The 26,015-nt window shown below is 72.9% G+C and carries 27 protein-coding genes and 1 pseudogene; 13 read left to right on the top strand and 15 right to left on the bottom strand.

Going from position 1 to position 26,015, the window contains the following annotated elements; genetic code table 11:
- Positions 1 to 426 carry an SSI family serine proteinase inhibitor gene (locus MVA48_RS05060; protein ID WP_246986481.1) on the top strand — a complete coding sequence of 142 codons (426 nt, stop codon included), beginning with the start codon at positions 1 to 3 and terminating at the stop codon, positions 424 to 426.
- A gap of 60 nt (positions 427 to 486) precedes the next feature.
- Here the strand turns inward: MVA48_RS05060 and MVA48_RS05055 are convergent, their stop codons facing one another.
- Positions 487 to 1,269, bottom strand: coding sequence for a DUF2877 domain-containing protein (locus tag MVA48_RS05055; protein ID WP_246986479.1), 783 nt, complete (start codon positions 1,267 to 1,269; stop codon positions 487 to 489).
- A gap of 590 nt (positions 1,270 to 1,859) precedes the next feature.
- Between MVA48_RS05055 and MVA48_RS05050 the strand changes: the two genes are divergently transcribed.
- From MVA48_RS05050 to MVA48_RS05040, 3 genes are read left to right on the top strand one after another with little or no spacing between them, the layout of a single operon-like run.
- The gene (locus MVA48_RS05050) at positions 1,860 to 3,710 is read left to right on the top strand and encodes a PucR family transcriptional regulator (protein ID WP_246986477.1); all 1,851 of its coding nucleotides are present in this window, start codon (positions 1,860 to 1,862) and stop codon (positions 3,708 to 3,710) included.
- 14 nt (positions 3,711 to 3,724) lie between these two features.
- Positions 3,725 to 4,450, top strand: coding sequence for a DUF5995 family protein (locus MVA48_RS05045; protein WP_246986475.1), 726 nt, complete (start codon positions 3,725 to 3,727; stop codon positions 4,448 to 4,450).
- 31 nt (positions 4,451 to 4,481) lie between these two features.
- Positions 4,482 to 5,684: an amidohydrolase family protein gene (locus MVA48_RS05040; protein ID WP_246986473.1), complete on the top strand. Its 1,203-nt coding sequence runs from the start codon at positions 4,482 to 4,484 to the stop codon at positions 5,682 to 5,684.
- Between the two features lie 59 nt (positions 5,685 to 5,743).
- Here MVA48_RS05040 and MVA48_RS05035 read toward each other — a convergent pair.
- Both MVA48_RS05035 and pip read right to left on the bottom strand, forming a co-directional pair.
- Positions 5,744 to 7,303 (bottom strand): annotated as a pseudogene (locus MVA48_RS05035) (helix-turn-helix domain-containing protein).
- A gap of 9 nt (positions 7,304 to 7,312) precedes the next feature.
- Positions 7,313 to 8,308, bottom strand: coding sequence for a prolyl aminopeptidase (pip, locus tag MVA48_RS05030; RefSeq protein WP_246986472.1), 996 nt, complete (start codon positions 8,306 to 8,308; stop codon positions 7,313 to 7,315).
- Between the two features lie 305 nt (positions 8,309 to 8,613).
- On the opposite strand from pip, the gene MVA48_RS05025 reads away from it, so the two are divergent.
- The 3 genes from MVA48_RS05025 to MVA48_RS05015 all read left to right on the top strand — a co-directional run bounded on the left by MVA48_RS05025 (position 8,614) and on the right by MVA48_RS05015 (position 11,585).
- Positions 8,614 to 9,675 (top strand): IS110 family transposase, encoded by a 1,062-nt coding sequence (locus MVA48_RS05025; protein WP_246986470.1) that lies wholly within the window; start codon positions 8,614 to 8,616, stop codon positions 9,673 to 9,675.
- Between the two features lie 14 nt (positions 9,676 to 9,689).
- On the top strand, positions 9,690 to 10,355 hold the full coding sequence (locus MVA48_RS05020) for an SDR family oxidoreductase (protein ID WP_246986468.1): 666 nt from the start codon (positions 9,690 to 9,692) through the stop codon (positions 10,353 to 10,355).
- A gap of 270 nt (positions 10,356 to 10,625) precedes the next feature.
- On the top strand, positions 10,626 to 11,585 hold the full coding sequence (locus tag MVA48_RS05015; protein WP_246986466.1) for a DMT family transporter: 960 nt from the start codon (positions 10,626 to 10,628) through the stop codon (positions 11,583 to 11,585).
- Positions 11,586 to 11,602: 17 nt separating this feature from the next.
- Here the strand turns inward: MVA48_RS05015 and MVA48_RS05010 are convergent, their stop codons facing one another.
- The 3 genes from MVA48_RS05010 to MVA48_RS05000 form a co-directional block, all read right to left on the bottom strand.
- Entirely contained in the window at positions 11,603 to 12,166 is a 564-nt protein-coding gene (locus tag MVA48_RS05010) for a hypothetical protein (protein ID WP_246986464.1), read from the bottom strand.
- On the bottom strand, positions 12,166 to 13,458 hold the full coding sequence (locus tag MVA48_RS05005) for an AAA family ATPase (RefSeq protein WP_246986462.1): 1,293 nt from the start codon (positions 13,456 to 13,458) through the stop codon (positions 12,166 to 12,168). Before MVA48_RS05005 ends, MVA48_RS05010 begins: the two co-directional genes overlap by 1 nt.
- Before the next feature lie 177 nt (positions 13,459 to 13,635).
- Positions 13,636 to 14,082 (bottom strand): pyridoxamine 5'-phosphate oxidase family protein, encoded by a 447-nt coding sequence (locus MVA48_RS05000; protein WP_246986460.1) that lies wholly within the window; start codon positions 14,080 to 14,082, stop codon positions 13,636 to 13,638.
- 98 nt (positions 14,083 to 14,180) lie between these two features.
- Between MVA48_RS05000 and MVA48_RS04995 the strand changes: the two genes are divergently transcribed.
- On the top strand, positions 14,181 to 15,188 hold the full coding sequence (locus MVA48_RS04995; protein ID WP_246986458.1) for an Acg family FMN-binding oxidoreductase: 1,008 nt from the start codon (positions 14,181 to 14,183) through the stop codon (positions 15,186 to 15,188).
- Here the strand turns inward: MVA48_RS04995 and MVA48_RS04990 are convergent, their stop codons facing one another.
- The 4 genes from MVA48_RS04990 to MVA48_RS04975 all read right to left on the bottom strand — a co-directional run bounded on the left by MVA48_RS04990 (position 15,189) and on the right by MVA48_RS04975 (position 16,970).
- On the bottom strand, positions 15,189 to 15,977 hold the full coding sequence (locus MVA48_RS04990) for a DUF998 domain-containing protein (protein ID WP_246986456.1): 789 nt from the start codon (positions 15,975 to 15,977) through the stop codon (positions 15,189 to 15,191).
- The gene (locus MVA48_RS04985) at positions 15,965 to 16,366 is read right to left on the bottom strand and encodes a hypothetical protein (protein ID WP_246986454.1); all 402 of its coding nucleotides are present in this window, start codon (positions 16,364 to 16,366) and stop codon (positions 15,965 to 15,967) included. Before MVA48_RS04985 ends, MVA48_RS04990 begins: the two co-directional genes overlap by 13 nt.
- A gap of 35 nt (positions 16,367 to 16,401) precedes the next feature.
- Positions 16,402 to 16,602, bottom strand: a complete 201-nt coding sequence (locus MVA48_RS04980) for a hypothetical protein (protein ID WP_246986452.1) — start codon at positions 16,600 to 16,602, stop codon at positions 16,402 to 16,404.
- A 65-nt stretch (positions 16,603 to 16,667) separates the two neighbouring features.
- On the bottom strand, positions 16,668 to 16,970 hold the full coding sequence (locus tag MVA48_RS04975) for a hypothetical protein (RefSeq protein WP_246986450.1): 303 nt from the start codon (positions 16,968 to 16,970) through the stop codon (positions 16,668 to 16,670).
- Between the two features lie 111 nt (positions 16,971 to 17,081).
- Here MVA48_RS04975 and MVA48_RS04970 point away from each other — a divergent pair, with 111 nt between their 5' ends.
- On the top strand, positions 17,082 to 17,414 hold the full coding sequence (locus MVA48_RS04970) for a YnfA family protein (protein WP_246986448.1): 333 nt from the start codon (positions 17,082 to 17,084) through the stop codon (positions 17,412 to 17,414).
- 13 nt (positions 17,415 to 17,427) lie between these two features.
- On the opposite strand, the gene malQ is transcribed toward MVA48_RS04970, so the two are convergent.
- Positions 17,428 to 19,257, bottom strand: coding sequence for a 4-alpha-glucanotransferase (gene malQ / locus MVA48_RS04965; RefSeq protein ID WP_246986446.1), 1,830 nt, complete (start codon positions 19,255 to 19,257; stop codon positions 17,428 to 17,430).
- Positions 19,258 to 19,421: 164 nt separating this feature from the next.
- On the opposite strand from malQ, the gene MVA48_RS04960 reads away from it, so the two are divergent.
- From MVA48_RS04960 to MVA48_RS04945, 4 genes are all read left to right on the top strand, one after another.
- Positions 19,422 to 20,408 (top strand): TIGR03885 family FMN-dependent LLM class oxidoreductase, encoded by a 987-nt coding sequence (locus MVA48_RS04960; RefSeq protein WP_246986444.1) that lies wholly within the window; start codon positions 19,422 to 19,424, stop codon positions 20,406 to 20,408.
- A 1-nt stretch (position 20,409) separates the two neighbouring features.
- Positions 20,410 to 22,080 (top strand): alpha-amylase family protein, encoded by a 1,671-nt coding sequence (locus MVA48_RS04955; protein ID WP_246986442.1) that lies wholly within the window; start codon positions 20,410 to 20,412, stop codon positions 22,078 to 22,080.
- A 54-nt stretch (positions 22,081 to 22,134) separates the two neighbouring features.
- Positions 22,135 to 22,842: an HNH endonuclease family protein gene (locus tag MVA48_RS04950; protein ID WP_246986441.1), complete on the top strand. Its 708-nt coding sequence runs from the start codon at positions 22,135 to 22,137 to the stop codon at positions 22,840 to 22,842.
- Positions 22,843 to 22,964: 122 nt separating this feature from the next.
- Positions 22,965 to 23,498: a hypothetical protein gene (locus MVA48_RS04945; RefSeq protein WP_246986439.1), complete on the top strand. Its 534-nt coding sequence runs from the start codon at positions 22,965 to 22,967 to the stop codon at positions 23,496 to 23,498.
- Here the strand turns inward: MVA48_RS04945 and MVA48_RS04940 are convergent.
- The 4 genes from MVA48_RS04940 to MVA48_RS04925 form a co-directional block, all read right to left on the bottom strand.
- The gene (locus tag MVA48_RS04940) at positions 23,488 to 23,718 is read right to left on the bottom strand and encodes a hypothetical protein (protein WP_246986437.1); all 231 of its coding nucleotides are present in this window, start codon (positions 23,716 to 23,718) and stop codon (positions 23,488 to 23,490) included. The two genes, MVA48_RS04945 and MVA48_RS04940, sit on opposite strands and share 11 nt — an antisense overlap.
- A 23-nt stretch (positions 23,719 to 23,741) precedes the next feature.
- The gene (locus MVA48_RS04935; protein WP_246986435.1) at positions 23,742 to 24,509 is read right to left on the bottom strand and encodes a sulfite exporter TauE/SafE family protein; all 768 of its coding nucleotides are present in this window, start codon (positions 24,507 to 24,509) and stop codon (positions 23,742 to 23,744) included.
- A complete protein-coding gene (locus tag MVA48_RS04930; RefSeq protein ID WP_246986433.1) occupies positions 24,506 to 25,279 on the bottom strand; it encodes a sulfite exporter TauE/SafE family protein in 774 nt (257 codons plus the stop codon). The genes MVA48_RS04935 and MVA48_RS04930 overlap by 4 nt, the downstream gene beginning before the upstream one ends.
- 66 nt (positions 25,280 to 25,345) lie before the next feature.
- Complete coding sequence (locus tag MVA48_RS04925) at positions 25,346 to 25,978, bottom strand: TetR/AcrR family transcriptional regulator (RefSeq protein ID WP_246986431.1); 633 nt, start codon at positions 25,976 to 25,978, stop codon at positions 25,346 to 25,348.
- Between the last annotated feature and the right edge of the window lie 37 nt (positions 25,979 to 26,015).

The following is a 26,015-nucleotide window of genomic DNA, read 5'->3' as shown; positions in this document are numbered from 1 at the left end:
GTGCCCCCCACCACTCGCCGGCTCGCGGCGGGCCCCTGCACCGGGGCCGTCCTCGCCGCGCTCGTGCTCGCGGGCTGCGGAACGGCGCCGGAGGTCTCCGCGACCACACCCACCGACGACTACCTGCAGGTGATCGTCGGGTCGAGCGACAGCACGGACGTCGAGACGTTCTCGCTGTCCTGCGACGGCCGGGCCGAGGGCTCCCACCCCGACCCGCAGGCCGCGTGCGACCACCTCCACGGCATGGCGGACCCGTTCGCGCCGCTGCCCACCGACGTGGCGTGCACCGAGCAGTACGGCGGGCCGCAGACGGCGAGTGTCACGGGCCGCTGGGCGGGGGAGCGGGTCGACGTGGACCTGTCGCGGACCGACGGGTGCCGCATCGCGCAGTGGGACAGCCTCGTCCCGCTCGTCCCCGCCGCTTGACGGCCGCCCTTCAGGGGCCCGCGCCGAGCTTGCGAGGCGTGGGGAAGGGGCGGTCCTTTCTCAGCGGGGGCGGGCCGTCCGGTCGACGAGGTCGATCGCGGTGCACAGACCCAGCGCCATCGCCCGGCCGCTGGTCGAACCGGTGCCGAGCAGCGCCGCCACGGCCGGAGCCAGGGGCCGCTCGCCGACCAGCGCGTGCAGGACCGCGGCGTACTCGCCGCTGACCCGTCCGCAGGCGGCGTGCCGCAGCAGTGCCCGCGACAGCTCGGTGGTCCGACCGGCCGCCAGCGCGTAGACGCCCGCGGCGAAGCGCTCCGCCGACGGGTGCCCGAGGAGCACCAGCCCCGCGATCGTGCCCGCCATGACGTCGTCCCCGGCCGGCGTGAGGCCCGGGCCGAGACCGATCAGCCGCGTCGCCGTACGCAGGGCGGCGTCGAGGTCCGCGCGGCGGACCGCGCCGCGCAGGGCGGCCAGCGGGCCGCCCGGGCCGGTGGGCAGCCCGGGGAGCGTGAACGCGCTGTGCGGCACGCCCTCGCCGTAGAGGGTGTTGCGGAGCTGGCGCACGCCCTCGGGCAGCAGGGCCGGGCGCAGACTCGGCAGCTTGGGGCGCGGGTTCCACCACGCGGCCGCGCTCACCGCGAGGTCGCCGACGACGATGCGACCGCCGCCGACCTGGGCCGGAGCACCGCCGGGCAGCGCCACGAGCGGTCGCCCGTTGCTCGGCCGGAAGAGCACGCAGCCCAGCGGCAGCCGCGCCGCGTCGCTGGTCAGCACGCCGACGACGTCGCCGCCGCGGTCGTTGGGGACGTGGATGTACACCGCGGCGGGCACGCTCAGGAGCACGCGTGCCTCCCGGACCGGCCCCCGGAGGAGCTCGGCCACGCCGGTGCTGGCCGACGCCGGGACGGCCGTGGCCAGCCGCGCCGGCCGCGCGGTGCGGGCGGTCGCCTGCGCCGACTCGCGGGGAGGGGGATCGTGGGGAGCCCGGCGCGCGCCGCACGACCGCGCGCCGGCGCGTCGGGCGAGGTGCGTGGACCGGGGACGGGGGTGGAGTCGATGGTGCGCATGGCGGCGGCCCTTCACCGGAGGACGGCGGGAGGCGCCGACCCCCCGCCCGAGCCCGTTCCGCCTCGCTCACCGGAGGGGAGGGGGTCGACGTCTCGCGTCGGCGACGGCCTACGATCCAGCGGGCGGGGTGAACCGGGTCTCGAACCTATGCGGCGCGTCGCACGCCGTCTTATGGCGGATGTCGCCAAGAATGGGTCCCGGCGTCCAGGGACTCCTGACAGGAATCTGGTGTATGGCAACCTGGACGACGACTAGAGGGGGACTGCGTCGTGACCCAGGGTGATGCCTCGCTGGTGGCCTCAACGCACCGTAGTGGATCACTTCCTTTTCGGCGTAACTGGGCTGTCGCCGAGTCGCCCGCGGAGATGCCGCGGGACGACCGGACGAGCTGGCAGGAACGCATGGGCCTGACCGTCGAGGAGGCACTGGCACTGCCCGGCCTCGTCGGCACGTCCGTCGCCGCCGGAGCCGCGGGCCTCGGGCGCGTGGTCCGCCACATGGTGGTCGACGACCCGGCCGATCCGCTGGCCGCCGCGGGCCCCGACGTCCTCGTCGTCCTCGGGGCCCGGCTGCCACCGGCCGACCCCGCGAACTACCGCGCGCTCGTGGAGCGGCTGGACTCGCTGGGTGCGGCGGCGCTGGCCTTCCGCCGGACCGAAGGGCCGGCCCCGGTCCCTGGCGAGGTGCTCGCCGAGGCCGACCGACGCGGCCTGCCGGTCCTGGCGATCCCGTCGGGCGTGCGCCTGGACGAGGTGGTGTCCGCGGTGCTCGGCGCCGTCGTCAGCAAGCAGAGCCAGGCGCTGGCCCTGACCTCCCGCATGGACGACGAGTTCATGGAGGTCGCGCTCACCGGCGGCGGTCTGGCCCAGGTCGCCCAGCGGCTGGCGGTCATGCTCGAGGGCACCGCCGTCCTGGGTCTGGGGCCCGACCGGGACGTCGTGACCAGCGCCGGTCCCGCCGACGACGTCGCCGAGATCAGCGACTGGCTGTGGCTGCTCGACGCCGCGGCCGACGACGCGCTGGCCGAGCTGACGCCGTCCCGCCGGCTGTCGGGCGTCCGTGCCGACCAGACCGTCGTCACGCCGGCCGACGTGCTGGCCGACGCCGACCTGTCGCCGGCCGACGGCATCCTGCTGGTGCCCGGGCACCACGAGCTGCCCGGCGGCGTGGGCGAGTACGCGGTCGCGCCGATCATGGCCGGTGACCAGCGGCACGGCTGGCTGGTCGCCGTGCACCGCACCGGCGCGATGATGCTGGGCGCCGGTGGCGTCCTGGAGCGCGCCGCAGTGATCGCGGCGCTGTCGGTCATCCGCCTGCAGGCGGTGCACTCGGTCGAGCTGCGCTTCCAGGGGGACCTGGTGCGGCGGCTGGTCGGCGGCTCGGTCGGGCACACCGAGCGCGCCCTGGCCTACACCCGGTCCTTCGGCTGGCGGCTGGACGGGCCGGTCGCCGTCCTCGTCACCGCTACCGAGACCGTCGCCGACGCGCAGGCCGATCCCACCAAGGCCCTCGACGTGCTCGACCGGCTGGCCGACGGGTGGCGCGCCGCGCTCGAACCGGAGGTGGCCGGCGCCGCCGTGGCGGGGCTGGCCACCGAGATCGTGACCCTGCTCCCGCTCGACGGCCGCACGCCGGAGGAGCTGTCGTCCCTGGTCGCCGCGGTCACCTCACGGGTCAACGGCCGGCTCCGGCGGGTCGGCCGCCTGCTGGGCACCGGCATCGGCCGGCCCGCGGACTCGCTGTCGGCGCTGGCCGAGGCGCACCGCCAGGCCCAGCGAGCCCTCGGTGTGGGGCAGGAGATCCACGGCGCGTCGTCGGTCACGCACTTCGACCAGCTGGGCGTCTTCCGGCTGCTCTCGCTGATCCCCGACAGCACCGAGCTGCGCACGTACGTCGACGAGGTGCTCGGCCCGCTCGCCGACGCCGCCGACCCCGACTCCGCAGATCTGCGCGAGACCCTGCGGGTGCTGCTGGAGACCAACCTCAACGTCGCCGAATCCGCCCGCCGGCTGCACTTCCACTACAACACGATGCGCTACCGGATCGGCAAGCTGGAGCGGCTGCTCGGGCCGTTCACCACCGACCCGACGCTGCGGCTGAACCTGCTGCTGGCCCTGCACGCGGCCCGGATGCGGGGGCTGGACCAGCCGCACCGGCCGCCGATCGAGGCCGGGATGGCCCTGCCGCCCGTCGACGGCCTGGACTCGCTGCTCTGAGCTGCCCGCCGTCGGTGGCCGCACTCGTGGCCCGCAAGGAGGAGATCCTCGGGACGCTGGAGGCGGCGGCGGACCCGGCGCGGTTCTTCCTCGGCACCTACCTCCGGACCACGAGGGCGGTGTCGGCGGCGCTGGAGGCGGGGCGCTTCGAGGACGCGGCGTGGGTGGCCGGCTGGACGGTCGACTTCGCCGACCTCTACCTCGACGCGCTCGCCGCCCACCGCGCCGATCCGCTCGCACCACCCGCGCCCTGGCGACGCGCCTTCGGCGCACGCGCCGAGCTGCCGCCGGAGGCGCACGTGCTGCTCGGCATGAACGCGCACATCAACTACGACCTGCCGCAGTCACTGGTGCGCATGATCGGTCCGTCGGACTTCGACTCCCCGGGCGTTCTCGCCGTCCGGCACCGCGACCACGAGCGGATCGACGGCGTGTTGGCCGCACGGGTCGCGGCGGAGGACGTCGCTCTCGAGCGGGCGGGCGGTCGGCGCACCCCGCTGGACCGGCTGCTGGCGCCGGTGAACCGCCGTGCCAGCCGGGCGTTCCTGCGGGAGTCACGCCGCAAGGTGTGGGCGAACGCCGGGGAGCTGCACCGCGCCCGCGTCCGGGGGCCGGCGGAGTACGCGGTCTGCCTCGCCGACCTCGAGGCCGCCAGCGCCGCGCGGGTCGCCGACCTGCTGCGCCCGGGGCCGGTGCTGCTGCGCCTCGCCGTCCACGGCTTCGGGGTCAGCCTGGCGTGACCTTCCGGGGCAGATCTGCTACGTCTGCCCGATGATCTCCGCACTCGTCGTCGCCGAGGCCCGGCTCCGGAGCGGGCGGGTCGTCGACATCCACTGCGCCGACGGCGTCGTCACCGCGCTCCCGCCGGCCGGTGAGGTGCCGGCGCCGTCGGGGGCGCAGGTCGTCCCGGCGGACGGCGGCCTGGTGACCGAGCCCTTCGTCGACGCGCACCTGCATCTGGACAAGGTGCGGACGCTGCCGCTGATCGGCGACGCGGCCCTGGCGGCCTACACCGCCGACGGGATGGCCGACTCCGCCCGCGGCATCGACCTCGCCCGCGCGGTGAAGCAGCACTACCGGGTGGAGGCGCTGCTGCCGGCGATCCGGGAGGCGCTGGCCGACGGGGAGCGCAACGGCGTGCTGCACGTGCAGGCGTTCGCCGACGTCGACACCGCCGCGGGGCTGGTGGGCGTGCAGGCCGTGCTGGCTGCGCGCGAGGAGTTCCGCGGCCGGGTCGACGTCGACGTGGTCGCCTTCCCCCAGGACGGCGTGCTGCGCGACCCGGGCGCCGCCGAGCTGGTCGAGGAGGCGCTGGGCCTCGGCGCCGACGTCGTGGGCGGGATCCCGTGGATCGAGGCCACCACGGACGACCAGGAGGCGCACGTCGAGTGGGCCTGCGCGCTGGCCGCCCGCCTGGGACGGCGCGTCGCCATGCTGACCGACGACGCACCCGACCCCCGGTTCGACACCACCCGGATGCTCGCCGAGGCTCTGCGGCGGCACGGCCTGCAGGGCCGCGGCGTCGCCTGCCACGCCCGCGCGGTCGGCCACTACGACGCGGACCGGCAGACCGCCGTCCTGGAACTGGCGCGCCAGGTGGGGCTCGGGCTGGTGAGCGATCCGCACACCGGCTCGGTGGCCCTGCCCGTCGAGCGGGCGCTGGCCCTGGGCGTCGACGTCGCGCTCGGGCAGGACGACATCGAGGACGCCTACTACCCGTTCGGCCGGCACAACCTGCTGGAGGTGGCGTTCCTCGCCGCGCACCTGCTCGACATGCGCTCGTCGCCGCAGCAGGAGGTGCTGGTCGACCTGGTGACGACCTCGGCCGCCCGGGTGCTGGGGCTGTCGGAGTACGGCCTGCGGGCGGGCGGTCCGGCGGACCTGCTCGTGCACGACGCGACCCGCACGGTCGACCTGCTCGCCCGCCATGCCCCACCGCGAGTGGTCATCCGGGGAGGCGTCGTCCTCACCTGAGAGCCGAAACCGCGGTTTCGGCTCCTCGACTGAAGAGCCGAAACCGCGGTTGTGGCTCTTCAGTCGTGGAAGACCTCGATCGAGGCGCCCATCTCGACCAGCCGCTCGTAGAGGTGCTCGTACCCGCGCGCGATGATGTCGACGTTGCGCAGCACCGAGGTGCCCTTGGCCGCGAGCATGGCCAGCAGGATGCAGACCGCCGGCCGCAGGGCCGGCGGGCAGACCACCTCGGCGCTCGACCACCGCGTCGGGCCGTTGACCAGCACCCGGTGCGGGTCCATCAGCCGGACGTCGGCGCCCAGCCGGGTGAGGTCGGACAGGTGGATCGCGCGGTTGTCGTAGACCTAGTCGTGGATCAGCGTCGACCCCTCGGCCTGCGCGGCGATGACCGCGAAGAACGGCAGGTTGTCGATGTTGAGACCCGGGAACGGCATCGGGTGGATCTTGTCGATCGGCGCCTTGAGCGTGGACGGCGAGATCGTGATGTCGGCCAGGCGGCTGTGGCCGTTGTCGGCGAGGTACTCCGGCGACAGCTCGTAGCGCAGCCCCATCTCGCCCAGGACCGCGAGCTCGATCTCCAGGAACTCGACCGGCGCCCGTCGCACGGTCAGCTCCGACCCGGTCACGATGCCGGCGGTGAGCAGGCTCATCGCCTCCACCGGGTCCTCGCTGATCGTGTAGTCCACGTCCGCGTCGAGCACCGGGCGGCCGTGGACGACGAGCGTCGTCGTCCCCAGGCCCTCGACGACCACCCCGAGGAGCTGCAGGTAGAGGCAGAGGTCCTGCACCATGTAGTTCGAGCTGGCGTTGCGGATCGTCGTGGTGCCCTCGGTGCGCGCCGCGGCCAGCAGGGCGTTCTCCGTCACGGTGTCGCCGCGCTCGGTCAGCACGATCGTGCGGTCGGCCGGACCGCCGCGCCGCACCGTCGCGTGGTACTCGCCGGCGTGCGCCTCGACCTCCAGACCGAAGGGCCGCAACGCGATCATGTGCGGCTGGACCGTGCGGGTGCCGAGGTCGCACCCGCCGGCGTAGGGCAGCTCGAACTCCTCGGCCCGGTGTAGCAGGGGCCCGAGGAACATGATGATGCTGCGGGTCCGGCGGGCGGCGTCGGCGTCGATGCCGGTTAGGTCCAGCCGCTCGGGGACGACGAGGGTGAGGTCGTGGCCGCTGTCGTCCCAGGTGGCCGAGACGCCGATCGAGCGCAGCACGTCGAGGATCCGGTCGACCTCGACGATCCGGGCGACGTTGCGCAACGTCGTCCGGCCACGGTTGAGCAGCGAGGCGCAGAGCAGCGCGACCGCCGCGTTCTTCGACGACTTCACCGTCACGCTGCCGCGCAGCGGGTGGCCGCCGGCCACGCGGAGGTGGGTGGGGCCCGTCGGCCCCAGGCTGATCAGCTCGCTGTCCAGCGCAGCGGAGAGGCGGCTCAGGAGCTCCAGGGTGAGGTTCTGGCCGCCCTGCTCGATCCGGGCCACGGCGCTCTGGCTGGTGCCCAGCCGGTCGGCCAGCTGCTGCTGGGTGAGTCCGCGGTGCCGGCGGGCGTCACGGACGAGCGCACCGATCCGTCGCGTGCTCTCGTGGGCGGGGGACCTGTCGACGGGGAGATCGGTCAGCGTCACCCGAACACGTTATCTCGTCTGTGAGATACCGCTCGGACCGGACCGGTTCGCCACGCCGACGACGCCGGCGAGCCGGGTGAAGGCGTCGTCCAGGACGGCGCCCTGCCCGGTTCCGTGTCCACCGCCCTCCTCGATGATCAGCTCGCTGCCGGGCCAGGCCCGGTGCAGGTGCCAGGCGATGTCCGGCGGACCGCTGACGTCGAACCGGCCGGTGACCAGGACGCCGGGGATGCCGGCCAGCCGGCCGGCATCGCGCAGCAGCTGGCCGTCGGGGAGGAAGGCGCGGTTCGACCAGTAGTGCGTGACCAGCCGGGCGAACTCCAGCCGGAAGACGGGGTCCTCGAACCTCGGGTTCGGCTGCCACGCCGGGTCGAGGGAGACGTGCACGTCCTCCCAGGCACACCAGTTGCGCGCCGCCTCCTCGCGCACCGCCGCGTCGGGCGAGGCGAGCAGTCGTGCGTAGGCGGTCGCCAGGTCGCCGTCGCGGTCGGCCTCGGGGACGCCGTCGCGGAAGCGCGCCCACGCCTCCGGCCAGATCCGGCCCATGTCCCTGGTGATCCAGGTGACCTCGCGCTCGCCGGTCGTGCCGACGGCCAGCAGCACCATCGCCGAGACCCGCTCGGGATGGGCCTCGGCGTAGGCCAGCCCGAGCGTCGTGCCCCACGAGGCGCCGAACACCAGCCACCGGTCGATGCCGAGGTGCGCCCGCACGGCCTCCATGTCGGTGACCAGCGCAGCGGTCGTGTTGCCCGACAGGTCGGTGGCGGGGTCGGCCGCCGACGGCGTGCTCAGGCCGCAGTTGCGCTGATGGAGGACGACGCAGCGCCAGGTCGCCGGGTCGAGCAGCCGGTGCATGCCCCTCGCCGGAGCGCCCGGCCCGCCGTGCACCACCACCGCCGGCAGGCCGCCGGGAGCGCCGTGCACCTCCCAGTGGACGGCGTGGCCGCCCCCGACGTCGAGCAGGCCGGAGTCGATGGGTTCGGACGGCGGATGTGGAGCGGGCACCCCGGCATCCTGCCCCGTCGCCGGCGGACGGGGCTGTTCCGATCCCCGCCGGCCCGACAGACTGCACCTCAGTGTCAGGGTGCTGAGCACCGCGCCGTCTGGTTGCGGGGGTTGGGATCCTGGCCGGTGATGATCTGGCTCGCAGACTGCGTGCCGCTCCTGGTGGAGCTGGCGATCATGCGTTGTGCCGATCATCGCTGGTCAGGGCCGACCGGCGTGACTTGATAGGAGCGTGGCTGCGCCCCCACTGAGGTGTGTCCGCCGGCCGGCCCAACCGTCCCCTCCTGCAGAAAGGAGACGCCTCCATGGTGATGACGATTGGGATCGACGTCCACAAGATGACGCACTGCGCGGTGGCCGTGGATGAGGCTGGTCGGCAGGTCGGATCGGCGGTCACGGTGCGCGCCACCGACGCCGGGCACCGGCAGCTGCTGCGCTGGGCGCGCCGGGAGTTCACCGAGGAGTCGGTGGAGTTCGCGGTCGAGGACTGCCGGCATGTGTCGTCGCGGCTGGAGCGGGCGCTGCTGGATGCGGCCGCGGTCGTGGTGCGGGTGCCGCCGAAGCTGATGGCCCAGACCCGCACGAGTGCTCGCACTCGGGGAAAGTCCGATCCGATCGACGCGCTGGCCATCGGCCGGGCGGCGCTGCGTGAACCCGGGTTGGCCCGCGCCGAGCACACGCATGCCTCCCGAGAGCTGAAGCTGCTGGTCGACCGGCGCGAGGATCTGGTGGAGATCCGCACCAAGGCGCAGAACCGGCTGCGCTGGCACCTGCACGAACTCGATCCCGACATCGACCCGATCGCCCGCGGCCTGAACCGGACCAAGGAACTGGACCGGGTGCACGCCCGGCTCCAGGCGCTGCCGGCCTCACTGGTCCGGCGGTTGGCGCTGGAGATCCTCACCGACATCCGCGAGCTGACCGTCCGGGTCAATGCCCTCGAGCGGGAGATCACCGGCCTGGTCTCGGCGCAGGCGCCACAGCTGCTCGACCTGCCCGGCTGCGGGCCGCTCACCGCCGCGAAGCTGGTCGGCGAGACGGCCAACCCCACCCGATTCCGTTCCGAGGCCTGTTTCGCCATGCACGCCGGCGCAGCGCCGATCCCGGCCTCCTCGGGCAAGACGAACCGGCATCGACTGGCCCGCGGCGGCAACCGCCAGCTCAACGCCGCGCTGCATCGCATCGCGGTCACCCAGATCCGTCTCGACGGCTGCCTCGGACGCGCCTACTACCAGCGCCGACGCAGCGAAGGTGACAGCTCGATGGAGGCCCTGCGCGCCCTCAAGCGACGCCTGGCCCGCATCGTCTTCAACCTGCTACGACCCACCGACCAACCCGCCGCGGCTTGCCTGCCGCAGGCGGCTTGACATAGGAGCCACGCGTGGACGTTCTCGTGACCGGCGGCACCGGCCGCCTCGGACAGCACCTCCTCGGGCCGCTGCAGGCCGCCGGTCACACGGTGCGGCAGATGTCACGCCGGGGCACCGGCCCGGGCGGAGTGCGGGGTGACCTGGCCACCGGACGGGATCTCGGGACGGCGCTGGCCGGGGCGGAGGTCGTCGTCCACGCGGCGACGGGATACCCCGGCGGGGACCCGTGGGAGGTCGACGTCGCAGGCACCCGGCGGGTGGTCCAGGCGGCGGACCGGGAGCGCCTGCGGCACCTCGTCTACGTCTCGATCGTCGGGGTCGACCGCATCCCCTTCGGCTACTACCGCGCCAAGTTCGCCGCCGAGCAGGTGCTGCTCGCCTCCGGCCTGCCGGTGACCCTCCTGCGCGTCACCCAGTTCCACGACCTCGTCGACTTCCTCCTCGACTCTGCCCGCAAGGGGCCGGTCCTGCCCGTGCCGATGGGCTGGCGGGTGCAGCCGGTCGACGCCGGCGAGGTGGCTGCGCACGTCGTCGAGGTGGTGTCCGGCCCACCGGCGGCGGCGCCGTCGAGTTCGGCGGCCCCGAGGAGCTCTCCGCCGCGGACCTGGCCCGGGCCTGGGTCTCGGCCCGCGCCCCAGGAACGCACGTGGTCGCGACCCCCGTCCCGGGCCGGATGAGCTCGGCGCTGCGGGACGGCGCGGCGGTGCCGACCGGCGGCGCCCGCGGACGGCGGACCTACACCCAGCACCTGCACGGGTGAGACAGGAGCCCGTTCCGGGACGCCGGCGCTGGTCGACGTCCTCGAGCTGGCCCACCTGAGCCCGGTGGCCGCGCACGCAGCGGGCGAACCGCACCGGTCCTGCCAGATCCCGCAGCGGGACGGCCGACACCGACGCCCCGTCCGGAAACCGCCGGAACCGGTCGGAGGTCCTGCCTAGATTGCGGTCGTGACCACGCAGCTCGCCCCGTCCGCCACCGTGCCGGCCACGCCGCCGAGCGGTCCCGGGGCCCGCACGGTCCTCGCCGTGGTGGTCACCCTCGTCGCGTGGGCCTCGACCTTCGTGGCCATCCGCGGCGTGGGTGAGGACCTCTCACCCGGAGCCCTCGCTCTCGGCCGCCTGCTGGTCGGCACCGCCGCCCTCGGCCTGCTGCTGGCCGGTGCGCGGCGGTGGGTGCGGCCGACCCGGTCCGAGTGGGCGCTCGTCGTCGTCTGCGGCGTCGGGTGGTTCGGCGTCTACAACGTCGCACTCAACGCAGCCGAGCAGTACCTGGACGCCGGGACGACGGCGATGCTGGTGAACATCGGGCCGATCCTGATCGCGGCGTTCGCCGGACTGCTGCTGGGCGAGGGCTTCCCGCGTTGGCTGATCGCGGGCATCGCCGTCGCGTTCACCGGTGTCGTGCTCATCGGCCTGGCCACCCGGAGCGCGGAGACCGATGTCGTCGGCGTCGTGTTCTGCGTCGTCGCGGCGGTCACCTACGCCGGGGGAGTGGTCGCGCAGAAGCCCCTGCTGCGGCGGCTGCCCGGCCTGCAGGTCACGTTCCTCGCCTGCGCCATCGGCGCGGTGTGCTGGCTGCCCTGGGCCGGCGCCCTGGCCGACGAGGTCGCGGCCGCGCCGGCCGGTTCGGTGCTGGGCATGGTGTACCTCGGCGCGGTGCCGACCGCGCTGGCGTTCACCACCTGGGCGTACGCGCTGAGCCGCATGGACGCCGGCAAGCTGGCTGTCACCACCTACCTGGTGCCGCCCCTGGTCATCCTGCTCGGCTGGCTGCTGCTCCACGAGGTGCCGCCACCGCTGGCCCTGGTCGGCGGCGCGGTCTGCCTGGCCGGGGTCGCGCTCTCGCGCCGGCGCGGCCGGGTCCGCCCGCCGATGCCCCCGGCGCAGGAGGCCGGCCCCTTGGTCTAAGCGCTCAACAGTCGCGATCAGAAGCGCTGTTCGAGTTGCGCCACTTCGCCGCAACGCGTCCGGACGGCCCTATACCGAGTGGCTGCCTCGCGCCCCAAGATCTCCCGACCATCCCCGGGAGCATCTAGGAGTCCACGGCGCCCCGCGTAAGGTTCGTAGTAGTTTTCTTTTGCGCTGGCGTCCGCGCGGATCGCTTGCCAACGCCAACCCTTGGGCAGATCGTCCATGCCAGCAAGGCACCAGACTTCCAGTTCCTGGTGCGCGGTAGTGGCGAAAAAGCTCTGCGACGGAAGCAGGTGAGCCTGTGCCGCCGTTTCTCGGTTGCTCATCGCCGTATCGCGACCGCTAACGCCGTCTCGGTCAACGCAGAGGACGAAAGCGTCGACCATTGGATAGCGCTGAATAACGTCTTCCAGAAAGTTGCTCGTCAAATTCGAAATACCTTGGACGGCCGGATCGATCATGACTCGAACCCGCGCGTGCGGTCTTCCGGCGTGGCCCAGCATGGCCTGGACTATCGGCTTGAGAATGTAATGATCTTTGGTGGCATCCTCGGGAATAACAAGAACGTTGTACGTCATCAGTGAGTGAACTCGAAGTGATCGCTCAGGAAGGCGGCGGTATCCTCGAACCATCCCGCCGCCATCAATGAGGCTGGATCTTCGACGTCGAGGATGCGGCGCAGCTCCTCCGCCGCCTGAACATCGACCACGTGCGACCTTCCCGCTTCGTCTCGAAATACAAGTGAGGGACTGGCGTCGTCTGACCGGTAGGCGTGCACCAACATCTGCGGCGAGTGTGAAGTCGCAACGATCTGCGACCTGTTAGCAGTAACGCTTTGACTGATCAAGTCTAGGAGGAGGTACACTCGGTTGGGGTGTATGCCGTTCTCAATCTCTTCAAAGAACAGAAATTGCGGGCGAGCAGGATTCATCAGGGCCGCGATCATCGCCAAAAACCGCACGGTGCCATCGGAGGCCGAAGTGAGAGGCGTGATGTCACCCCGATCCTCGACGAGCAGTGCGAGCACTCGACCGTTGAGGTCTTCTCGGAAACTGACGTCGACGGCATCCATAGGTGTCAGGGCGCGAACCCAGGAAGTGAGCTGCGCCTTACGCCGCTCATCCTTGCAAATGTTGTAGAGAACCGAGGATAGATTCTCTCCTCTATCGCCGAGAATGGCGATCCCCACGGGGCTGGCATCTCTAGCTGCATGAGGATTGAGATCTAGAAAGACCATGGAGGAGAGGAATGACAGAGCAAGCCTTAGTGGCCGCTTCGTAATCTCCGTCGCGACGCTAGACGTCAGCATCTGTACAAGGATTGGCCGGTCATCGAGGAACGAATCGTCGGGAGGGTATCCGCCGCCCCCCTTTCTGATTCGCGCCTTCAGCATCGGCGGGGCGTGGCCGCGGGGATCGCCATCGGGATGTGTGTCGAAGATGTACCTGTTCGATTCCTTCAAGTGCTCTCGAATGACCCTCAAAGTATTGTCCTCTAGGCGCTCCACCTCGATGAGGTAGTTGAAGCGTACGGTCTTCCCGCCCTCGGGCGCCGCCGAAAATTCGACGCACAGTGAGAATGTACTGGAGTCGAAGCGAGCGACCTGGGCTGCACCTCCCCGCACGCCCGTCCACACGCGCACACCGCCCTCAACCCACTTCTCGCCGACGATCTCCGCGAGCGTGTACCCCCGAGACACTCCATGCAGAAACCGCAAGGCCTCGCGGACGTTGGATTTGCCGCTGGCGTTCGCTCCGACAAGGAGCGTGAACGGCGCGAGCTGGAAGGAAGACCTCTCAAAACTCTTGAAATTCGTTAGCTGCAATCCGTGAATCAATGCTGAGTCTCCCGATGGCTCGTCGTGACGCATCGAACCGTGGCTACGGCGTTCACGCGAGACCATCCTATGCTGCTGGCCCCTAAATCGACCTTCAGACCAGCGAGCGGCCACCAAGTGGTGGCGACTCAGCTGGCGCAGTCCTGGGTTATGGCTCGAGCACCGGTCTGGGCAGCAGCCGGCCTAGGGAAGGGGGCGGCGCCTAATGCCTCAGAGGTACGCGCGGGGGTCGACGGGCGGCGGGAGCCGGCCGGGGACGATCCGCCGTCCCGAGATGTCGTGCACGATCAGCCGCACCCAGTGCCCGTGCTCGCCCGGCGCCCAGGGCCGGACGCCGGTGGCCTCGGTCCGGGCCACGATCTCCGCCCGGTGCTCGGGGCCGACCTCCTCTGCCTGCCCGCGGACCAGCACGCTCCAGCCGCTGCGCGAGGCCCGGTCGATCTCGTCGACCTGGAACGTGACGTTCGCGTGCTGGGCGGCCCGCAGGATCGTCCCCGGATGGGTGCGGATCACGAGGGTGGTGCCGTCGATGCCGTAGTTGACCGGCAGGATCAGGGGATAGTGCTCGGCGTTGACGCCGATGCGCCCGATCTCGTGCGTGGCCAGGAGCCGGTAGCACTCGTCGGTGGGGATGCTCTCCATCGTCGCGTCGGACATGCCGCCATCCTCGCCAGACCGGGGCGGGCGCGCACGGTCGGCGGGCGATGGGGTAGGCACGACAGGCAGGACGCACACCGACGAGCCGGGAGGCAGGCGTGGAGGAGCAGGACTGGACGCGGGTGGTGGCCGCGGCCACGCGGGCGCCGTCGATCCACAACACGCAGCCCTGGCGCTTCGTCGCGACGGCGGACCGGCTGGACGTGTTCCTGGACCGGAACCGCGCCCTGCCGGTGCTCGACCCGACCGGCCGGCAGCAGGTCATCAGCTGCGGCAGCGCGATCGAGTTCGCCGTCGTCGCCCTCGGCGCGTCCGGTGCCGCAGCCGACGTCGACCTCCTGCCCGACGACGCCGACCCCGACCACCTCGCCCGGATCGCGGTGACCGCCCTGCGCAGCCCCGGCGACGAGGAGCGGACGCTCGCCGAGGCCATCGAGCGGCGGCACACGGTCCGGGCCGCGTTCCAGCCCCAGGCCGTGCCGACCGAACTGGTCGACCGGCTGCAGGACCAGGCGCGGCGGTTCGACACCTGGGTCAAGCCCATCACGCGCTCGGAGGAGGAGGTCGCGACCGTCTTCCTCATCTCGCGGGCCGAGGAGATGGAGCAGGGTGATCCCGCGTACCTGAAGGAGCTCGAGTCCTGGCTGCGGACCGACCCGACCGCGCCCGACGGCGTCCCGGTCGGCGCCGTCCCCAGCGAGGACCCGCACAGCCGTCCGTCGAACTGGCTGATCCGCGACTTCGTGGTCGGGCAGCGCGAACAGCAGGAGTTCCTCGCGCCGGGGGATGCCGACGCGCCGCCGCCGGACGTCGAACGACCGACCGTGCTGCTCCTGGGCACCGAGGACGACGACCGGCGCGCCTGGCTGCAGTCCGGCCGAGCGCTCGGGCGGGTGCTGCTGCACGCCACCGCCGCCGGCCTGGCCGCCTCTCCGCTCACCCAGGCCCTCGACTGGCCGGCCACCCGGACCCGCATGCGCTCGCGGCTCTCGCTGGTCGGCCATCCGCAGATGCTGCTGCGCATGGGGTATCCGCCCGAGCCGACCGGCACGGTCAGCGGCCGCCGGCCGGTGGGTGAAGTGCTGAGCTTCGCCCCCGTGGGCTGATCAGTCCCGGTTGCGGCCCGGTGGCGACCAGAGGTCCTCGTCGTCGTCCGCGGTCGTGTCGGTGTGCCGGCGTGCGAAGGCGTCGAGGGCGGCGTCCCGCTCCCGCGCCTGCTGAGCCCGCCGCTGCCGCTCGCGCGCACGCTCCTCGCGCCGGCCCACCCCGTCGCCGGGGACCGGCGCATCGGTGACGGGCTCCGGGCCCTGACGCCAGAGGACGACGGCGGCGACCGCCAGCCCGATCGGCAGGACGTAGGCGGCGGCCCGCTCCGTGCCGCCCTCGCCCAGGTAGCCCACGACACCGGTCAGGAAGAACACCGACGTCGCGGTGCCCACCAGGCCGAGCAGCGCGAGTGTCGTGCCCAGTGCCTCCGAGCGCGGCCGCACCGCGTAGGCCAGGGCGATCAACCCCAGCCCCCCGCCGAGCAGGTAGAGCACCGCCCCGATCGCGTGCAGCGCCCCATTGCCGTCGATCGGGAAGACGCCGACGAGCAGCACCCCGGCGGCCGCGCCGCCGAGCAGCACCGGCGCGACCTCGCCGGCGGTGCGCATCAGCACCGGGCGCAGGAGCAGCGCGCCGGCCAGGATCAGCGCCCCCTGCAGGACGAACGACGCGTTCATCAGCATGGCGGCAGGTGAGTCCGACGCACCGAGCGCGCTGATCACGTCGTCGATGCGCGAGTACGCACTCCCGTGGCGCAGCTCCGCGACGGTCTCGACGACGAAGAACTGCAGGGTCAGCAACCAGGCGAGCGCGCCCCAGCGGAGCCGGTTCGGTGTCACGGCGCCCATCGTCCCAGCCGGGCGGCCTCGACCCGGTCGAGGACGGCGCCGAACTGGCCGGCGGACAGCCACGACGGATTGCTGCCGGCCGGCATCCGCAGGATCTCGGCACCGGACATGCGGGGATCGGTCAGCAGCTCGGCCCGCGGCACCGGCTCGCCGAGCAGGGTCAGCCGCACCGGGACGACGGGTCCGTCGTCCTCCTCCGGGATGCCGGCGAGCGCGCCGAGGGCGTGCACACCGGGGCGGTCGCGCCCGCTGACCCACAGCAGGCAGGGCTGGCCGGAGGCCATGAGGTCGAGCCGGTAGGAGCGCCGCACGCAGCGGGAGAGGGTGCGGACCTCGCCGGGCCGCCACCGGTCGTCGATGGCGGCCGGGAGGACGGCGCTCTTGAGCACCCAGCAGGCGACGTCGCCCGCGGTGAGGCGGGCGTTCAGTCGGTGGCGGGGTGCTCGTAGGGGCCCGTCGGATCGGCGTCGTCCGAGCCGACGGCCTGGCGCTCGAGCTCGGTCCGGTGCTCGAGCACCTCGTCGCTCGGGTGCGGGTCCTTCGCGTGCTGGGTGCGGTCGCGCGTGGGGTTCTCCTCGGTGTCCATGACGTCGTCGAGGGAGGGGCTGTCGTTCGGGCCGGTCATCGGTGCTCCGTCCAGAGAGATCATCTGCGACCGACCCATAGCCGCTGCCGCGCTCGCCTAACCCCTCAGCGCGGTTCGAGCCGGGCCGCCGGCACCCAGGTCTCCACCAGCGCCGGACCGTGCGGACCCACCACCGTGTAGGCCACCCGGCCCTGCCAGGCGCCGTTGCGCTGCCGCCATTCGATGAGCAGGCCGGGCCAGACGCCGGGCGCCTCCGCGGGGTCGCGGACCCAGCAGTGCCGGCCCTCACCGCCGTCGCCCGCAGCTGCGTACTGGGGGCCGGAGGCCGTGGAGGCAGCCGCCGCTGCAGGGACGCCGGAGGCGGCCGCCCGTTCGCCGAGGGAACGCCCGCCGCGTCCTGGAGTCATGCCGCCGGCCACCCCGGAAGTGTCGCACGGGAGTCGAACGTGCGTTCGAAGCGGCGCGTCGAGCGGCCGAGGCGGAGGGGGCTGCCCGCGCCCGGTTGAGAGCATCGCCGGGTGACGGTCACGCGGTCCCTGGTCCTGTTCGTGCTGGCGGCCCTCGCCGAGATCGGCGGTGCCTGGCTGGTGTGGCAGGGGCTGCGCGAGCACCGCGGCTGGATCTGGGTGGGCGCAGGCGTCGTCGCGCTCGGGCTGTACGGCGTCGTGGCCACCCTCCAGCCCGACGCCCATTTCGGCCGCATCCTCGCTGCCTACGGCGGCGTGTTCGTCGCCGGCTCGCTGGCGTGGGGGATGGTCGTCGACGGCTTCCGGCCCGACCGCTACGACGTCCTCGGTGCGTTGATCTGCCTGGCCGGCGTGGCGACGATCATGTACGCGCCACGGTCGTAGGGCGGCCGTCGGCTCACCGGCCCTCGACGCCCCCCGCCAGCGTGCGGACCACCGATCGCAGCAGCGGGTGGTCCGGCAGGTCCTCGACCAGCACCGGCAGCGGGAGCGACCAGTTGGCGCGGTCCGTCGTCCCCGGCATGTTGGGACGGCGCCGCTCGCCGACCGCGTCGTCCAGGGTGGCCGACAGCAGCAGGGACGGCGCCTTCGCCAGCAGCTGGTGTGCCCGCTGCACCGCTTCCTCCGGCGTGGCGCCCTCGGCCAGCCCCGGGAGGTGCGCGAGCAGCGACGTCCGCCCGCGCTCGAGCTCCTCGTCGGTCCCCGTGCCGTGCTCGCGCTGCTCCTCGACGTCCTCGCCGGTCCACAGCCCCGCCACCGTCGGGAGGTCGTGCGTGGTGATCGCCGCCATCGCCTCGGCCGGCCACTCGCCGGGGTCGTCGTCCTCGAACCAGAGCAACCGGTAAGAGAGGATCCCGTGCTCGGCCATGGCCTCCCGCACGCCCTCCTCGACCGTGCCGAGGTCCTCGCCGACGACCAGCGCCTTCGCCCGATGGCTCTCCAGAGCGACGATGTCCAGCAGGTCCTCGGCCGGATAGCGGACGTAGGCGCCGTCCGCGGCGCTCCCGTCCGACGGCACCCACCACAGCCGGAACAGCCCCATCACGTGGTCGATGCGCAGGCCGCCGCCGCCGGCCATCGTGGCCCGGATCGACTGGATGAACGGCTCGTAGTCGGCGTCGCGCAGCCGCCACGGGATCAGCGGGGGTGAGCCCCAGTTCTGGCCCTGCGAGTTGAACGCGTCCGGCGGTGCGCCGACGTCCACACCGGAGGCGAGCACCTCCTGCCACGCCCAGGCGTCGGCGCCGCCGCCGGCGAACCCGATCGGCAGGTCCTGGATGACGGTCATGTCGCCGGTGGCCGCGGTGAACTGGAGGTCCAGCGCCCACTGGAGCCAGGCGTGGAACGCGACGACGGCGCCGTGCCGCTCGACGTAGGAGCTGACGCCGGGCCCATCGGGGCGGCGCAGCTCCTCGGGCCAGGCGTGCCAGTCGCCGCCGTGCTCCTCGACGATCGCCGCCCACGTCGCCCAGTCCTGCAGGATCTGCCCCTGCTCCTCCCGCCAGCGGGCGAACGCTTCGCCACCGCCGTGGGCGAAGAAGATCCGCATCAGGACCTCGCGCTTGCGGGCCCAGATCGCGTCCCGGTCGACGAGCGGGCCGTCGGACAGCGCCCGGCCGGCGTCCTCCTCGAGGTCGACGCCGTCGGCGCCCGGGACCTCGGAGACCCGGAGGTAGAGCGGGTTGCGGAAGCGGCGGGTCGCGGGCAGATAGGGGCTGGCCTCCTGCCCGCCGGTGGGGGCGACCGCGTGCAGCGGGTTGATCAGGACGAACCCGGCACCCTGGTCGGCCGCCATGCGGCGCACCGCGCGCAGGTCGGCCAGGTCGCCGATGCCCCAGCTGTCCCGGCTGCGGACGGCGTACAGCTGGACGGCCCACCCCCAGCGGCGGTCCTCGGGCAGCCAGCACCGGCCGGGGGAGACGATCAGGCGCCGCCGGTACCCCTCCGGCGTCTGCAGCCAGTGGTAGCCGAGCGGGAAGTCGTCGGGCAGCGCGCCGTCGACGGATCGCACCTCGCCGTCCTCGCAGACGACCTCGGCCTCGTCGATCTCCAGGGCGTCGCCGGGTCGGGCGACGATGGGGGCTCGGTCCTCGAGGTCCGCCGGCGGCTCGCCGATGATCTCCCGCAGCCGGTCGATGGTCGCCTGCGCGACCTCGTGCTCCTCGTCCAGGGCGTCCAGCCAGCTCGCGTCGATGCCCCACTCGTCGGTGGTCGGTGTGCCTGTCACCCCGCGATCCTCACCGTGGGGGCGACCCGGCGCAGCGCGGGGGACCAGAATGCGCCGGTGACCTCGACCTCCGGGCACCGGGGTCTCGCGGCGGTCGCCGCCGCCGTGGCGGTCACCACCCGCCGAAATGGCCATTTCTGCCGCTGGTCGGTAGGCATGGACGCATGCCGGTCATCGGGTTCCACGCCTCGCACGAACAGATCCACCCTGCGGAACTGCTCACCGCGGTGCAGCACGCCGAGGAGGCGGGGTTCACCGCGGCCATGTGCTCCGACCACATCGCCCCCTGGAACCTCGAGCAGGGGCACTCCGGCTTCGCCTGGTCGTGGCTCGGCGCCGCGATGGCCACGACGTCCCTGCCGTTCGGCGTCGTCAACGCACCCGGCCAGCGCTACCACCCGGCGATCGTCGCCCAGGCGATCGCGACCCTCGGCGCCATGTTCCCCGAGCGCTTCTGGGCGGCGCTGGGCAGCGGCGAGGCGATGAACGAGCACATCACCGGTGACAAGTGGCCGCGCAAGGACGTGCGGGACGCCCGGCTGCGCGAGTGCGTGCAGATCATCCGGGCCCTGCTCGCCGGAGAGGAGGTCACCCACGAAGGGCTGGTCACGGTCGACCGCGCGCGGGTCTGGAGCCTGCCCGAACGGTCACCGGCCCTGATCGCGCCCGCGGTGACCGTGCAGACCGCCCGCAGCGCCGCCGAGTGGGCCGACGGTCTGGTGACGATCAACCAGCCGCACGACCACCTGCGCGAGATGGTGGCCGCCTACCGGGATGCGGGCGGGAGGGGCAAGGTGGTGCTGCAGCTGCACCTCTCCTACGACCCCGACCCCGACCGCGCGCTGCAGATCGCCTTCGACGAGTGGCACAGCAACGTCTTCCCGCCGCCGCTGGCCTGGGACCTCGACACCCCCGAGGCCTTCGAGATCGCCAGCGCGCACGTCACCCCGGAGGTCGTCGCCTCGGGGGCGGTGCGCGTCTCGGCCGACCTGGCCCAGCACGCCGCCTGGATCTCCGAGTACGCCGACCTCGGGTTCGAGGAGATCTACCTCCACCACGTCGGCCCCGAGCAGCGGGGTTTCCTCGACGCGTTCGGCGAGCACGTGCTCCCGCAGGTCGACGTCCAGAAGCCCGGGCGGCGGTGGCTGTGACGTGAGGATCACCGACACGTCCGACCTGTGGTGGAAGAACGCGGTCGTCTACTGCCTCGACGTCGAGACATTCATGGACTGGGACGGCGACGGCATCGGCGACTTCGCGGGCCTGGCCCAGCGGATCGACCACCTCGCCGACCTCGGCGTCACGTGCCTGTGGCTGATGCCCTTCTACCCGACCGCCGAGCGGGACGACGGCTACGACATCACCGACTTCTACGGCGTCGACCCGCGGCTGGGCACCCACGGCGACCTCGTCGAGGTCATCCGGACGGCGAACGACCGCGGCATGCGGGTGATCGCCGACCTCGTCGTCAACCACACGTCCCGGAAGCATCCGTGGTTCCGCTCGGCCGAGCGGAGCAAGGACTCGCCGTTCCGGGACTTCTACGTCTGGCGGTCCGACCCGCCGCCCGACACCTCCGACCAGGTCGTCTTCCCCGACCAGGAGGACAGCATCTGGACGCTCTCGGAGCAGACGGGCGAGTGGTATCTGCACCGGTTCTACAAGGAGCAGCCCGACCTCGACGTCACGAACCCGCACGTGCGCGACGAGATCGCCAAGATCATGGGTTTCTGGCTGCAGCTCGGGCTCGACGGCTTCCGGGTGGACGCCGTTCCGTTCTTCCTGGAGACCGCCGGTGCCGACGCCTCCTCGTTCCCCGAGCCGCACGACTACCTGCGAGCCCTGCGCTCGCTGGTCGGGCGCCGGTCGCTGGCCGGCGTCCTGCTGGGGGAGGTGAACCTGCCCTACGACCAGCAGGTGCAGTTCTTCGGCGGTGCCGACGGCGACGAGCTGACGATGCAGTTCGACTTCATCGGCATGCAGGCGCTCTACCTGGCCCTCGCCCGCGCCGACGCCGGTCCGCTGGTCACCGCGCTGGAGGGACGGCCGCAGCTGCACCCGGACTCGCAGTGGGCCACGTTCGTGCGCAACCACGACGAGCTCACCCTCGACAAGCTCTCCGACGACGAGCGGGCCGAGGTGTTCGCCGCGTTCGGGCCGGAGGAGCGGATGCAGGTCTACGGCCGCGGCCTGCGCCGCCGGCTGCCGCCGATGCTGGACGGCGACCCGCGCCGGGTGCGCCTGGTCTACAGCCTGCTGTTCTCGCTGCCCGGTACGCCGGTGCTCTTCTACGGCGAGGAGATCGGGATGGGGGAGGACCTCGACGCCGAGGGGCGGCTTGCCGTCCGGACGCCGATGCAGTGGACGTCGGGCCGCAACGGCGGCTTCTCGCCGGCCGAACCGCGCAAGCTGCCCGGTCCCGTCGTGAGCGGAGGTTTCTCGCCGGAGTTCGTGAACGTCGCCGCGCAGCGCAACGACCCCGATTCGCTGCTGTCGTTCATGAAGCTGCTGATCCGCCGGTACCGGGAGTCGCCCGAGCTCGGGTGGGGCGCGATGACCGTCCTCGAGCATCCCTGCCCGGAGGTGCTGGCGCACCGGACCACCTGGGACGACGGTTCCCTGGTGGCCCTGCACAACCTCTCCGCCGAGCCCCGCACCGTGCCGCTGACGCTGGAGGGCTGCGACTCGACGCACCGACTGGTCGACCTGCTGCAGTCGGGCGAGACGTCGGTGTCCGACGGCGGGAAGGTCGAGATCACGCTCGACGGCTACGGCTACCGCTGGCTGCGCGTGGTCGCCCAGGACAGCCGTCGCCTCGTCTGAGCGCACCGCCTGTCGGTCCCGGACGCGCGCCCGATCGGTTCGTACCGTCCGGAGGTGCGCACCCGTCCGCTTCTCCTCGTCGCCGTCCTGCTGCTGGCCGGCGGGTGCACCTTCGAGTGGGAGATCGAGGCGGGGCCGCCGTCGCCGGCGGCGTCGGTCGGGCAGGGCGACGTCCCCGCCGGAACGCTCGATCCGTCCGCCGCGGCCGGTGCGCTGCTCGACCTGGTGGTCGCGGAGAAGTCGGCGCTGGACGGGTACGAGCGCGGCTGCGGCGAGGGTGAGGGGTGCGTGTTCGGGCCTGCCTGGTCCGACGTCGACCGCAACGGCTGCGACCAGCGCAACGACGTCCTGCATCGCGATCTGGCCGAGGTCGAGGTGCGCGAGGGGACGCGGGGCTGCGTCGTGGTCGCCGGCGTCCTGGACGACCCGTACACCGGCCGGACCGTTCCGTTCGAGAAGGCCACCGCGGCCGAGGTCCCGGTCGACCACGTCGTCCCGCTGGCCGCCGCGTGGGTGCAGGGCGCGGCGGGGTGGACTGACGCCCGGCGCGAGGAGTTCGCCAACGACCTGGGCAACCTGCTCGCGACGACGCGGTCGGAGAACTCGTCGAAGGGCGACTCGACCGCGGACGAGTGGGTGCCCCCCGACCCTTCCTACGGATGCTCCTACGCCACCGTCGTCATCACCGTGAAGGACCGCTACGCGCTCTCGGTGACCGCTGCCGAGGCCGACGCGCTGGAGTCGCTGCTCGCCACCTGTTGACCGTCGGGGGCAGGCGGCCCGTGGTGTCCGGCGTGGCATCACGCTGCGTGGTCGTGCCGCCGGGGCGGCGTCCCAGACGTGCGCTCCCCGTGCGCCTAGCGTGACGTGTGAGGTGATCAGGAATGAGTGAACGCAACGGAAGCACGAGCATGGGCACCGGCACCGCGGAGATCCCGGTGATCCGCCCGGACGCACCGTCCGCGCCGGCCCCCGAGCCGAACGTGGTGGCCGAGGCGCCGGCCGCGGCCGCCCCGGAGCCCGGCACCCACGGGACCACGCCCGTGACCGTGCGCCCCGCGCCCCGCATGCCCCGGCGTGGTCCCCTGACCGTCATGGGGCCATGGGCTCCGGTCGCCGGAGGACTGCTCGGCGTGCTCGCCGGCCTGCTCGTCGTCCTGCTGGTGGGCGGGGTCGCGGAGAGCTTCGAGGACCGCCTGGCCCTCGCCTTCGTGGTGCTGGGGCTCGGGTTGCTCGGCACCTCGGGCATCCTGCTCGCCGACGAGGTGCGGATGATGCGGCAGCGCGCCCGCGACGCCGCCGTCCGCCCGGCGTGGGTCGAGGCGACCGCCGGCCTGCTGAACGGCCTGACTCCTGCCCGGCTGCTGCTGATGGTCAGCGGCTTCGTCCTGTTCCTCGCCGCCTTCGTCAGCCGCTAGCACCCGAGGCGGTACCGGCCGGACCGGGTGCGTCCGGCCGCCGGGACTGTCGCCGGGCGTGGAGGACGCCCGCGACGGCGGTGCTGAGCGGCAGGCCCACGCCGATGCCCAGGCCGACGTCGCCGACCAGGGTCCCGACGACGACGCCGGCCAGCAGACCGCAGGGCAGGGCGGTGCCGATCGAGCGGGCGAGCGCCTCCTCCTCGGCGCCGGAGGTCATGACCGGACCGTGCCCACGGGTCGTCAGGTGAAGGCCTGGATCCCCAGAGCGACGGCGAGGCCCAGGCCGGCGACCGCGATGGCGCGGCGCAGCGCCGTCTGGGGCGCCCGCCGCACGACCCTGGGCCCGAGCAGGCCGCCGGCGAGCAGCCCGGCGGCCAGGGGCAGGGCTGCAGACCAGGCGATCGAGGCGAAGAGGACGAAGCCGACCGAGGCGACGGCGTTCGCGGCGCCGAGGACGACGTTCTTCATCGCATTGCCCCGCGGCAGCGACTCGCCGGTGCCGAGCAGGTACATGGCGAGCAGCAGGACGCCGGCGGCCGCACCGAAGTAGCCGCCGTAGATGCCGATGGCGAACGTGCCCAGCGGCAGCCAGCGCGGGTAGCGGTGGTCGGCATGGTGCGCGGCGCCCTCGGCGGCCAGGTCACGGGGCGACCGCTGGACGAGGATCGCGCCCGAGGCGGCCGCGATGAGGAACGGGACGACCATCTCGAAGGCCTCGGCCGGGGTGAGCAGCAGGAGAGCGGCGCCGGTGATCCCGCCGAGGACGGCGGCCAGGATCAGCGGCAGCAGCCGCCGGCCCTGACCGCGCAGCTCCGGCCCGGAGGCGCTCACCGAGCCGACGCTGTTGAGCACCAGGGCGACGGTGTTGGTGACGTTGGCCGTGACCGGCGGGATGCCGGTGGCCAGCAGCGCCGGATAGCTGATCAGCGAGGCCAGCCCGGCGATGCTCCCGGACAGGCCCGCGCCGATGCCGGCCACGACGAGGAAGCCGAACTCCAGCCCGCTCACCGGTTCACCAGCACCACGATCGCGGTGATCCCGAGGACGACGATCGCCGTCCGGAGCACCACGGCGGGCAGCCGCCGGCCGAACCGTGCGCCGACGTACCCACCGAGCAGCGCGCCCGCGGCCAGCAGCCCGGCGGCCGGGTAGTCCATCCGGTCGCTCGCGACCACCACGTAGGCGCCCGCTGCGACGGTGTTCACCGTCAGCGTCAGCACGTTCTTCAGCGCGTTGAGCCGCTGCAGCGACTCACGCAGCACGAGCCCGAACAGCCCGATCTGCAGCACACCCTGGCTGGCGGCGAAGTAGCCGCCGTACGAGCCGGTGGCGTACGCGGCGGCGAACATCGCGGCCAGCCGGCCACCGCGGACGGGTCCGCCGTCGTCCCGGCCGCGCACCGCGAGCCGCCGCTGGAAGAGCGGCTGGCAGGCGACCAGCAGCACGGCGAGCGCGATCAGCCCGGGCACGACCGCCTCGAAGGTCTCCGCCGGCAGGTGCAGCAGCAGGAAGGCGCCGGTGAGGGCGCCGAGGATCGAGGCCGGCAGCAGCTTGAGCAGCAGGGAGCGCTGGCCGCTCAGCTCCCGGCGGTAGCCGATCGATCCGGTCACGCCACCGGCGACCAGGCCCAGCGAGTTGCTGATCGTGGCCGTCACCGGGGGCAGCCCGACCGCGAGGAGCACCGGGAAGCTCACCAACGTCCCCGACCCGACGACTGCGTTGATGCCGCCGGCCGCGACGCCGGCGGCGCCGACCGCGACCATCTCCCAGCCGGTCATGCGTCCATCGCCGACGAGCGTCGCACGACCTTCGCGTCGCCCGCCGCCTGCGCCGAGTCGATCCGCTCACACCGCGCGGGGACGGCGGATGCCCTCGGCCAGGCGCAGCACCACGGCGCGGGCGTCGTCGAAGGCGCGCTGCTGGTCGGCGCCCTCCGCGCCGGCGATCAGCATGGCCGCCGCGCCGACCACCGCGTGCACGATCCGTGCGGCCGCCTCCAGGGGCAGCGGATCGATCTCGCCCGCGTCGATCAGCATCCGCACCAGCCCCACCACCAGCTTGTAGCTGTGCAGCTCCTCCGCCGCGCACCACTCGGCGTAGGGGAGCGCCACCGGGCCCTCGCGCATGACGACCCGGCCGTAGGTGGTGTCGCGGCAGGCCAGGAGGAAGGCGTCGAGCCCGGCCAGGGCGCCGTCCCACGGGGTGGCCGCGGCTTCCACCGCCCGCAGGACGTCGTGCGTGGTGCTCTCCTCGAGGCGCTCCAGCGCCGCGCGGAACAGGGCCTGCTTGCCGGCGAAGTGCCCGTAGAGCGCGCCCTTGGTGACCCGGGCGCCGGCAGCGATCTCCTCCAGGGACGTGCGTGCGTAGCCGCGCTCGGCGAACAGCCCGGTGGCGCTGTCGAGCAGCGCCTCGCGGGTCGCCGCCGAGTACTCCTGCCGCCTCGATTTGACCTCCGTCACGACCGCGAGGATAGTCATATACCGTCAGTATATAAACAACCATCGGTAGGACCGG

This window comes from Blastococcus sp. PRF04-17, from assembly GCF_023016265.1.
GTDB lineage: Bacteria > Actinomycetota > Actinomycetes > Mycobacteriales > Geodermatophilaceae > Blastococcus_B.
The sequence above is the reverse complement of the archived record's forward strand: the minus strand, read 5'-3'. Positions and strand labels throughout refer to the sequence as shown.

What these genes read in the sequence shown, in the direction of transcription:
- MVA48_RS05050 (WP_246986477.1), top strand. Translation starts at nt 1,860, where the DNA reads ATGCCGCGGGACGACCGGACGAGCTGGCAGGAACGCATGGGCCTGACC.
- MVA48_RS05040 (WP_246986473.1), top strand. Translation starts at nt 4,482, where the DNA reads ATGATCTCCGCACTCGTCGTCGCCGAGGCCCGGCTCCGGAGCGGGCGG.
- MVA48_RS05025 (WP_246986470.1), top strand. Translation starts at nt 8,614, where the DNA reads ATGGTGATGACGATTGGGATCGACGTCCACAAGATGACGCACTGCGCG.
- MVA48_RS05010 (WP_246986464.1), bottom strand. Translation starts at nt 12,166, where the DNA reads ATGACGTACAACGTTCTTGTTATTCCCGAGGATGCCACCAAAGATCAT.
- MVA48_RS05005 (WP_246986462.1), bottom strand. Translation starts at nt 13,458, where the DNA reads ATGCGTCACGACGAGCCATCGGGAGACTCAGCATTGATTCACGGATTG.
- MVA48_RS05000 (WP_246986460.1), bottom strand. Translation starts at nt 14,082, where the DNA reads ATGTCCGACGCGACGATGGAGAGCATCCCCACCGACGAGTGCTACCGG.
- MVA48_RS04990 (WP_246986456.1), bottom strand. Translation starts at nt 15,977, where the DNA reads ATGGGCGCCGTGACACCGAACCGGCTCCGCTGGGGCGCGCTCGCCTGG.
- MVA48_RS04980 (WP_246986452.1), bottom strand. Translation starts at nt 16,602, where the DNA reads ATGACCGGCCCGAACGACAGCCCCTCCCTCGACGACGTCATGGACACC.
- MVA48_RS04975 (WP_246986450.1), bottom strand. Translation starts at nt 16,970, where the DNA reads ATGACTCCAGGACGCGGCGGGCGTTCCCTCGGCGAACGGGCGGCCGCC.
- MVA48_RS04960 (WP_246986444.1), top strand. Translation starts at nt 19,422, where the DNA reads ATGCCGGTCATCGGGTTCCACGCCTCGCACGAACAGATCCACCCTGCG.
- MVA48_RS04945 (WP_246986439.1), top strand. Translation starts at nt 22,965, where the DNA reads ATGAGTGAACGCAACGGAAGCACGAGCATGGGCACCGGCACCGCGGAG.
- MVA48_RS04940 (WP_246986437.1), bottom strand. Translation starts at nt 23,718, where the DNA reads ATGACCTCCGGCGCCGAGGAGGAGGCGCTCGCCCGCTCGATCGGCACC.
- MVA48_RS04930 (WP_246986433.1), bottom strand. Translation starts at nt 25,279, where the DNA reads ATGACCGGCTGGGAGATGGTCGCGGTCGGCGCCGCCGGCGTCGCGGCC.
- MVA48_RS04925 (WP_246986431.1), bottom strand. Translation starts at nt 25,978, where the DNA reads ATGACTATCCTCGCGGTCGTGACGGAGGTCAAATCGAGGCGGCAGGAG.